4 protein-coding genes and 3 pseudogenes are annotated in these 8,776 nt (G+C 61.6%); 5 read left to right on the forward strand and 2 right to left on the reverse strand.

What is annotated here, in order from left to right:
- Together F0169_RS14475 and F0169_RS14480 are read right to left on the reverse strand one after the other, a co-directional pair.
- A pseudogene (locus F0169_RS14475) lies at positions 1–1,925 on the reverse strand (ABC transporter permease); the annotation flags it as partial.
- Complete coding sequence (locus tag F0169_RS14480; RefSeq protein ID WP_152746907.1) at positions 1,909–3,081, reverse strand: efflux RND transporter periplasmic adaptor subunit; 1,173 nt, start codon at positions 3,079–3,081, stop codon at positions 1,909–1,911. The gene F0169_RS14480 and the pseudogene F0169_RS14475, both read right to left, overlap by 17 nt.
- Positions 3,082–3,408: 327 nt before the next feature.
- Here F0169_RS14480 and F0169_RS14485 point away from each other — a divergent pair.
- From F0169_RS14485 to F0169_RS14510, 5 genes and pseudogenes are all read left to right on the forward strand, one after another.
- A pseudogene (locus F0169_RS14485) lies at positions 3,409–3,903 on the forward strand (sigma-70 family RNA polymerase sigma factor); the annotation flags it as partial.
- A 119-nt stretch (positions 3,904–4,022) separates the two neighbouring features.
- Complete coding sequence (locus tag F0169_RS14490; protein ID WP_058412790.1) at positions 4,023–5,360, forward strand: lysine N(6)-hydroxylase/L-ornithine N(5)-oxygenase family protein; 1,338 nt, start codon at positions 4,023–4,025, stop codon at positions 5,358–5,360.
- 104 nt (positions 5,361–5,464) lie between these two features.
- Positions 5,465–6,684 (forward strand): annotated as a pseudogene (locus F0169_RS14495) (putative DNA modification/repair radical SAM protein).
- The gene (locus F0169_RS14500; protein WP_152746909.1) at positions 6,681–7,523 is read left to right on the forward strand and encodes a TIGR03915 family putative DNA repair protein; all 843 of its coding nucleotides are present in this window, start codon (positions 6,681–6,683) and stop codon (positions 7,521–7,523) included. The pseudogene F0169_RS14495 and the gene F0169_RS14500 overlap by 4 nt, the downstream one beginning before the upstream one ends.
- A gap of 280 nt (positions 7,524–7,803) precedes the next feature.
- Positions 7,804–8,697, forward strand: coding sequence for a GNAT family acetyltransferase (locus F0169_RS14510; RefSeq protein WP_152746911.1), 894 nt, complete (start codon positions 7,804–7,806; stop codon positions 8,695–8,697).
- The last annotated feature ends 79 nt before the right edge of the window (positions 8,698–8,776 follow it).

Here is an 8,776-nt window from a genome sequence, read left to right on the forward strand (position 1 = left end):
ACGCACGGTGACCAGCGCGCAGCCAAACGCGCCAGCACAGGCCGACCAGAGAAAACTGCCACCGCCACCTCGGCCAGCACCAGCACGCCGCCCACCAGCAGCGCCAGGGCAATACCGCACAGGCCGCCGACTACCGAGAGCATCACCGCCTCGGTGAGAAACTGGCGCAGAATGTCGCGCTGGCGTGCCCCGGTGGCCATGCGGATGCCAATTTCGCGGGTGCGTTCGCGCACGGTCATCAGCATGATATTCATCACGCCGATGCCGCCCACCAGCAGCGAAATCGCCGCAATCGAACCGAGCATCAATGACAGCGTGTTGGCCGTGCGCGCCTCGGCCTGGATCATCGCCGCGCTATTGGTCAAACGGTAATCACGCTTGCCGTTATGCAGCTTTAGCATAAGTTCATCAATCGCCCGTTCGGTGGCGTGCACGTTGCGCGCATCGGCGGCGGCAATGACCACGTATTCGGGATTATAGGTGCCGAACAAGCGCACGCTCGCGGCGTTGTAAGGAATGGCGACACGGTCGTCGCTGTCTTCATTGCCAGAACTTGAGCCTTTTTCGGCGAGTACGCCGATCACTTGGAAGGGCACGTTCTCGATCAGAATGTAGTGGCCGATCGGGCTGTCTACGCCCTTGAAGAGTTTTTCGCGGATACGATGGCCGATCACCGCTACGGTGGCCCCGGCACGCTCATCGGCCTCGGTGAAGTAGCTGCCTTCGACCACCGGCCAGTTGAAAATCTGTGGAAAGTTGAGGTCGTTTCCGCCCACGTAAGCCAGGTAGTCGACGTTGCCGAAACGCACGCCGGCGTCACTGCCATTCACCGGCATGATGTGCTTGACCTGGGGCAGTGTGGCCAAGGCCGCAACGTCGTTGAGAGTCACCACCCCGGGCGGCGTGCGTGGGTTGGGCGAGATGCCGCTCAAGTAGATGATGTTGGAGCCGAACGCGCCCATCTGCGCCATGACCTGGCGTTTGCTGCCTTCGCCCACCGCCAGCATCACCACCACCGACGCGACGCCGATGACGATGCCGAGCAACGTCAGCGCGGTGCGGAACCGGTTGATCCACATCACCCGCCAGGCCGCCTGCACTGCGTCCACCAGTTCGGCTTTCCAGGCACCGTTGTGTTCGGCACCGTCGGCCAGCCGCTGGCGCAGGTCAACCGCTTGCAGCGCGCCGCTGTTGGCCGTGGCGGGCACGCAGGTTTCATTCAGCGCCGAATCGCTGATGATCAGGCCGTCGCGAATTTCGATGATGCGGTTGGCGCGCGCCGCAACTTCACGGTCGTGGGTAATCAGGATGACCACATGGCCCTGGTTCGCCAGCTCGTCGAGCAGCGTCATCACCTCGGCGCCGCTGTGGCTGTCGAGGGCACCGGTGGGTTCATCGGCGAGGATGATATGGCCGCCGTTCATCAGCGCGCGCGCGATAGAAACGCGTTGTTGCTGGCCGCCGGAAAGCTGGTGCGGGCGGTTGCCGGTGCGCTCGGCCAGGCCCAGGCGGGTCAGCAGCGCCTTGGCGCGGGCGTGGCGTTCGGTGGCGCTGATGCCCGCGTAGATCGCCGGCATCTCGACGTTTTCCTGCGCCGAACCGGACGCAATCAAGTGGTAGCCCTGGAACACAAACCCAAAGGCTTCGCGGCGCAGCCAGGCCAACTCGTCGCTGCCCAAGTGCGCGACGTTTTCGCCCGCGAACAAATAGTCGCCTTCGGTGGGCCGGTCGAGGCAGCCGAGGATATTCATCAGCGTGGATTTGCCCGAGCCTGAGGCGCCGACAATCGCCACAAATTCGCCGGCATGGATCGCCAGGTCGATGCCACGTAATACGTCGACCTGCGGGCTGTCGCCGCCGCCGTAGGATTTGCGCAGGTGCTTGAGTTCGATCAGCGGCGTGGTCACATCAACCTCCGTTGCCATCGGCTGGGCCGATCAGCACATGGTCGCCCTCGTTGAGGCCGCCCAGCACCTCAACCCGCAGGCGGTCGCTGATACCCAGGCGCACTTCGCGCGGTTCTATGGCGCCGTTTTTCGCCACCACCCGTGCAACCTGCGTGTCGCTGCCGTGGTTGCCCTGCAGGGCCGCGACCGGCACGGTGAGTGCATCCTGAACGCGGCTGGCGACGAAAAATACCTGCGTGGTCATTTCGGCCATCAGTGCATTGTCGGTGTTGTCGACGTCGAGCAGCACGGTGTACAGCACCACGCGGCCACTGCCGGTCTTGCTTGAGCTGCTGGGGCTGCCATTGCCCTGGCTGGTCTCGTTCAGCGGCTTGGGCGGGATCGGCAGGATCTGGCGCACGGTGCTGGTCCAGCGCCGGTTGCCGCCGCTGAGGGTGGTGAAGTAGGCGCTCATGCCGGGTTTGACGTGGCCGATGTCGGCTTCCGAGACTTCGGCCCATACCGTCATCGGTGACAACTTGGCGATGCGCAAAATCAGCGGCGTCTGTTGCTGGGCGTTAAGGGTTTGGCCGACGCGCGCATCCACCGCCACCACCGTGCCGTTCATGGGCGCGTAGATACGCGTATAACCCAGTTCCGCTTCGTCGCTGCGCAGGCTGGCCTGGGCCTGGCGAATCTGTGCCTGGAACATCTCGACGCGGGCCTGGGTGGCACTCAGTTCGGCCTTGGCGGTTTGCACGTCTTCTTCGCGGGTGGCATTGCCCGCGGCCAGGCGCTGCTGACGGCGATATTTTTGCCGGGCCAGCGCGTGCTGGGCCGTCTGTTCCTGTAACTGGGCCTTGAGGTTTTCGATGGCGTAGCGGCTGGCGTCGAGCTTGGCTTGTTGCGTTGCGGGGTCGATTTCTACCAGTAACTGGCCTTGCGTGACCTGATCGCCAGCCTCGACGTGGATCTGGCGGATTTGCCCGGACGCCTGAGCACCCACGTCGACATACCGGCGCGGCTGCAGCGTGCCGAGAGCAGTCACGCTGTTTTCTATGTTAGCGCGGGTTACGGTGACCGTTGCCAAGCTGTCACGACCCGGCGGCAGCAACAACCAGGCGGCGGCCGCAATTAGCGGTATCAGGCACGCAACAGCAAGCAGGGCGCGTCGGGCGGGGCGAGGGCGTTTCATGCGTTGGTTCCAGCCAGGCAGTGTGGGCCGCAGTTGCGGAGAGCTGACTGTTATACGAGAAAAATGCCCGAAGATTTAGGCGTTTACACAAGCGGTAACAGCTCTGTCGAATAAAAAATTCGCGCGTTGGCGCAAGACTTGGTTAAAAGTAGATGAGAATTACTATAAATTGCACGCACTCAAACTGCCATCATCCATGGCCGGTATGTACAGGCGCGAATATCCGCGAAAAACGTTCACGGCGACGCGTGCTTCCAGGCAGCACGTGTCGCGCTCAGGTTCCGTACGCGCACGCTCGCGTCTACAGGGCCAAATACCACTGCGAGGCGGTCGGGAGTCATGTTGGAAAACTACTATCGCGAGCTGGTGTGTTTCCTTAACGCCAAGCTGGGCAACCGTCAGGTCGCCGAGGATGTGGTGCATGACGCTTACGTGCGGGTGCTGGAGCGCGCAAGTGATACGCCGATCGAGCAACCGCGCGCGTTTTTGTACCGCACGGCGCTGAACCTGGTGATCGACGGCCATCGACGCAACGCCTTGCGCCTCGTCGAACCCCTCGAAGTACTCGACAACGAGGAGCGTTTTGCGCCCAATTCACCGCACGCCAGCCACGATCAGGGCCAACGCCTGGAGATGCTCGAGCGCGCGCTCGCCGAACTGCCGAAGGCCTGTCGCGACAGCTTTCTGCTGCGCAAACTGGATGGCCTGTCGCACCCGCAGATCGCCCAGCGTTTGTGTATTTCCCGCAGCCTCGTCGAGAAACATATCGTCAATGCAATGAAACACTGCCGGGTGCGCATGCGTGAGTGGGAAGCGCACTGATCAATGATCAGTTAAATTTTATTTCACTGTCCTCGTTTCCTATCAACAGATGGCCTGTTGTTCAGGCCTTGAAGGTATTCACGCCCCATCGCCAAGGGGCTTATCCAGAGGACACTGGAATGACACAGGCAATTGCATCGCCCGCGGTTCACGACCTGATCGGTATCGGTTTCGGCCCCTCGAACCTGGCGCTGGCCATCGCCCTGCAGGAGCGCGAGAAGACTCAGGGCAAACTGGACGCGCTGTTTCTCGACAAGCAGGCCGATTACCGCTGGCATGGCAATACCCTGGTGACCCAGAGTGAATTGCAGATTTCATTCCTCAAAGACCTCGTGACCCTGCGCAACCCCACCAGCCCCTACTCGTTCGTCAACTACCTCAAGGCCCACGACCGTCTGGTCGACTTCATCAACCTGGGCACTTTTTACCCGTGCCGCATGGAGTACAACGACTACCTGCGCTGGGTCGCCGGGCAGTTCCAGGCTCAGGCGCGCTATGGCGAGGAAGTGCTGGCCATCGAGCCGATCCTGCACCAGCAGCACGTTGAGGCATTGCGCGTTATTTCGCGTGATGCACTGGGCGAACAGCATGTGCGCACCACCCGTTCGGTGGTGGTCAGCGCCGGTGGCACGCCGCGTGTGCCGCAAGCGTTCAAGGCCCTGCGCGACGACGCCCGGGTGTTCCACCATTCCCAATACCTGTCGCGCATGGCCCAGCAGCCGTGCGTTGACGGTAAGGCGATGCGCATTGCGATCATCGGCGGCGGGCAAAGCGCCGCCGAAGCGTTTATTGATCTCAACGACAGCTTCCCTTCGGTGCAGGTCGACATGATCCTGCGCGGTTCGGCACTCAAGCCGGCCGATGACAGCCCGTTCGTCAACGAAGTGTTCTCGCCGGCCTTTACCGACCTGGTATTCCAGCAAGTCGGCGCCGAGCGCGAGCGCCTGGTCGCCGAGTACCAGAACACCAACTATTCGGTGGTTGACCTGGACCTGATCGAGCGTATCTACGGCATTTTCTACCGTCAGAAAGTCTCCGGCATTGCCCGCCAAGCCTTCCGCACCTTGACCGTGGTCGAGAAAGCCAGCGCCGGCCCGCTGGGCATCGAACTGGCGCTGCGCAACAACGCCACGGGCGAAACCAGCCTCAGCCATTACGATGCGGTGATCCTCGCCACCGGTTACGAGCGCCAGATGCACCGCGAACTGCTCGCGCCGCTGCAAGCCTACATGAGCGACTTTGAAGTGAGCCGCGACTACCGCATCGTCACCGACGAGCGCTGCAAGGCGGGGGTTTACATTCAGGGTTTCAGCCAGGCCAGCCATGGCTTGAGCGATACCTTGCTGTCGGTATTGCCGATTCGGGCGGATGAAATTGCCGCCTCGTTGTATGAGCATGATCGTCATCGTGGCAAAGCACGTTCGGCGCAGGATCTGCTCTTGGCCAATGCGAGCTGACAAACTACCGTTCAGCCGCAAGTTGCACCCAGCGTGCAGCTAACCCCTTGCAGCTCGAAGCGGGCTACTGATACTGTACAAAAAACCAGTACCGGTAGCCCGCCATGCAGTTGATCGAAAAACTCAGCATCCTCGCCGACGCCGCCAAATATGACGCGTCGTGCGCCAGCAGTGGCGCGCCCAAGCGCAGCTCCGAGGGCAAGGCGGGGCTGGGTTCCACCGACGGCATGGGCATTTGCCACAGCTACACCCCGGACGGGCGCTGTGTGTCGCTGCTCAAGGTGTTGCTGACCAACTTCTGCCTCTACGATTGCCAATACTGCGTCAACCGCCGTTCCAGCGACGTGCCGCGCGCACGTTTCAGCCCAGAGGAGGTGGTTACCCTGACGCTCGACTTTTACCGGCGCAATTGCGTCAGCGGGCTGTTTCTCAGTTCCGGCATCATCCGTTCGGCCGACTACACCATGGAGCAGTTGGTGCGGGTCGCCAAACTGTTGCGCGAGGAACATGACTTTCGCGGTTATATCCACCTCAAGACCATTCCCGAGGCAGACCCGGCATTGATCGCCGAGGCGGGGCGCTATGCCGATCGACTCAGCGTGAATATCGAACTGCCCACCGATGCCAGCCTGCAAACCCTGGCGCCGGAGAAACAGATTGTCTCGATCAAGCAAGCGATGCAGACCATTTACACCGGGGAGCAGACCGTACTCAACGAGCCGCGCGCACCGCGTTTTGCCCCGGCCGGGCAGAGTACGCAAATGATCGTCGCGCCGATGACACCGACGACAGCACCATCCTCCACGGCGCCGAGGCGTTGTATGGCAGTTACAAGCTGCGCCGCGTGTATTACTCGGCGTTCAGCCCGATTCCCAACAGCCCGAAAAGCGTGCCCCTGGCCGCGCCGCCACTGATGCGTGAGCACCGCTTGTATCAGGCAGACTTTCTGCTGCGCAGCTACGGTTTCAGCGCCAACGAACTGTTTCAAGGCCCTGGCGATCTGGCGCTGGACATCGACCCCAAGCTGGCGTGGGCGTTGGAGCACCGCGAGGTGTTCCCGCTGGACCTGAACCGCGCCGAACCGACCCTGATTGCGCGCATCCCCGGCATTGGCCTGCGCACCACGCAGCGCCTGGTCGACCTGCGGCGCGAACGCAAGATCCGTTTCGAAGATTTGGCGCGCATGCGCTGCGTACTGGCCAAGGCCAAGCCATTTTTCATCACCAGCGATTACCATCCGCAACAGGCGGACAGCACCAGCGTGTTGCTGCGCGAGCAATTGCGTGACCGCCCGCAGCCACAGCAAATGGGCTTGTGGGGATGATCAGCCTGGAATGTGACAACCTGTTCAGCATCTGGCGCGAGCAGGCGCGCTGGCTGCTCAGCCATCAAGTCGACCCCAGCCAGGTGAGCTGGGGCAAGACGGAAGTGGCGGATTTGTTTGCCACCGACCAGCCCATTCCCGAAGGCCTTGGCCCGTTCCAGGCGCGAATCCCCAAGGCGCTGTTAGCGTTGTTGGAGTCGGCGGCGTGTTATCACGGCGATCAGCGCTGGAGCTTGCTGTACGAGGTGCTGTGGCGCGTCAGCCATGGTGATCGCACGGCCATGTTGGCGGGCGACAAGCTCGGCAGCGAGTTGCAACGGCGGATCAAGCAGGTGAGTCGCGAGGCCCATCACCTGCATGCCTTTGTGCGGTTCATCGCCTTGCCCGCAGAGGCGGGGCCGGAGTTGCCGGAATACGTGGCCTGGCATGAGCCGGCGCATGACATTCTGAAATCCGCCAGTGAGCATTTTATCGGGCGCATGGGCCGCCACCGCTGGATGATCGCCACGCCGTTGGACGCTGTGTATTACGACGGTGAACAGTTGATTCATCAGCGAGAGTGCCCCGAGGCGTGGCAGCAACTGGCGCAGAATGTGGAAGACCCGCACAGCGCCATGTGGCTGACCTATTACAGCCATATATTCAACCCGGCGCGGCTCAACCCCAAGGTAATGGAGGGGCACTTTCCGAGCCGGTTCTGGAAGAACCTGCCGGAGGGCAAGTTGATACCGGGGTTGATCAGTGAGGCACGTACGGGTAAACAGAAGGATGGGCAGGCGAAGCTGATTGGGGCCAAAGCGGGCAAGCAGATTGCGCCCCCGGTGGTTGCAGACCGCTGAGTGGTTAGATCAAAAGCGCTTGTGTGGGAGCGGGCTTGCTCGCGATGGCCTCCACCCGGTATGCCTGATTTACCGAGGTGCCTGCATCGCGAGCAAGCCCGCTCCCACAAAAGGCAGATCTGATGTGTACTCTAGACTGGCTTTTGATCTGCTTTAACCACTCAAGCCCGCTCCCACATTTGACCGAGTTGATTCGCTGTGAGGGCGCACTCAAAAGCCCAGCCACACCCCCACCTTGGTAGGGTGGTACGCGTCATTGCCCCGTCAGCCAGGAGGAATCATGTCTATCGCCATTCGTCTCGCCCAGGCAACCGATGCCGACGAGATCAGCCAGGTCATCCTGGCCGCCTTGCACAGCAGCAATGCCCGGGATTACCCGGCGGATGTTATCGCCCGCGTCGCGAGCAACTTCACCGCCGACGCTGTGCTTGCACTGCTAGAGCGTCGGGTTGTACTGGTGGCCGTTCAGGATCAGGTGATCGTTGCGACTGCGGCCCTTGATGGCAATGTGGTGCGCTCAGTGTTCGTCAACCCAGCCTTGCAAGGCCAGGGCATTGGCCGGCTATTGATGCTCGACATCGAAGTGCGTGCCCGTGAAGCCGGCGTCACGGTATTGAACGTTCCGTCTTCGCTGACCGCCGAGCCGTTCTACACCAAGCTGGGGTTTCACACCGTGCGCGATGTTTACCACGGTAACGAGCGCACGCTGGTGATGGAGAAGGTGCTGTCGTCGCGTCACCCGATTGGGCCGTATCGCGACCGTCAGCACCGCGCGCAGGTGGTTGCTCTGTGGCAGGAGGCTTTTGGCTATGACACGGCGCATAACCTGCCGAGCCTGGCGATTGATAAAAAGCTGGCGGTCAACGACGGCTTGTTCTTCGTGGCGATAGATAAAAAAGCCGTGATCGGTACCGTCCTCGCAGGCTATGACGGGCATCGCGGCTGGCTGTATTCGGTGGCGGTGCACGCAGACTATCGGCGGCACGGCTTGGGTGCCTCGTTGGTTCGGCATGCCGAACAGGCGTTAACGGCGCTGGGCTGCATGAAAATCAACCTGCAGATCACCGGCGGTAATGACGCGGTGGTGGGGTTCTACGAGGCATTGGGGTACGCGGTGGAGCCGAGAATCAGCATGGGCAAGAAGATTGCCGAGAATATTCCCGCTCAATCCTGAAAACGTCGCAAGCAAATGTGGGAGGGGGCTTGCTCCCGATGGCGGTGGGTCAGTCAATTCATGTATCAACTGTAAAACT

Source organism: Pseudomonas kitaguniensis (assembly GCF_009296165.1).
GTDB classification, from domain to species: Bacteria; Pseudomonadota; Gammaproteobacteria; order Pseudomonadales; family Pseudomonadaceae; genus Aquipseudomonas; species Aquipseudomonas kitaguniensis.

Excerpts from the sequence above, each read along its gene's own strand:
- F0169_RS14500 (WP_152746909.1), top strand. The coding sequence starts at position 6,681 with ATGATCAGCCTGGAATGTGACAACCTGTTCAGCATCTGGCGCGAGCAG.
- F0169_RS14480 (WP_152746907.1), bottom strand. The coding sequence starts at position 3,081 with ATGAAACGCCCTCGCCCCGCCCGACGCGCCCTGCTTGCTGTTGCGTGC.
- F0169_RS14490 (WP_058412790.1), top strand. The coding sequence starts at position 4,023 with ATGACACAGGCAATTGCATCGCCCGCGGTTCACGACCTGATCGGTATC.
- F0169_RS14510 (WP_152746911.1), top strand. The coding sequence starts at position 7,804 with ATGTCTATCGCCATTCGTCTCGCCCAGGCAACCGATGCCGACGAGATC.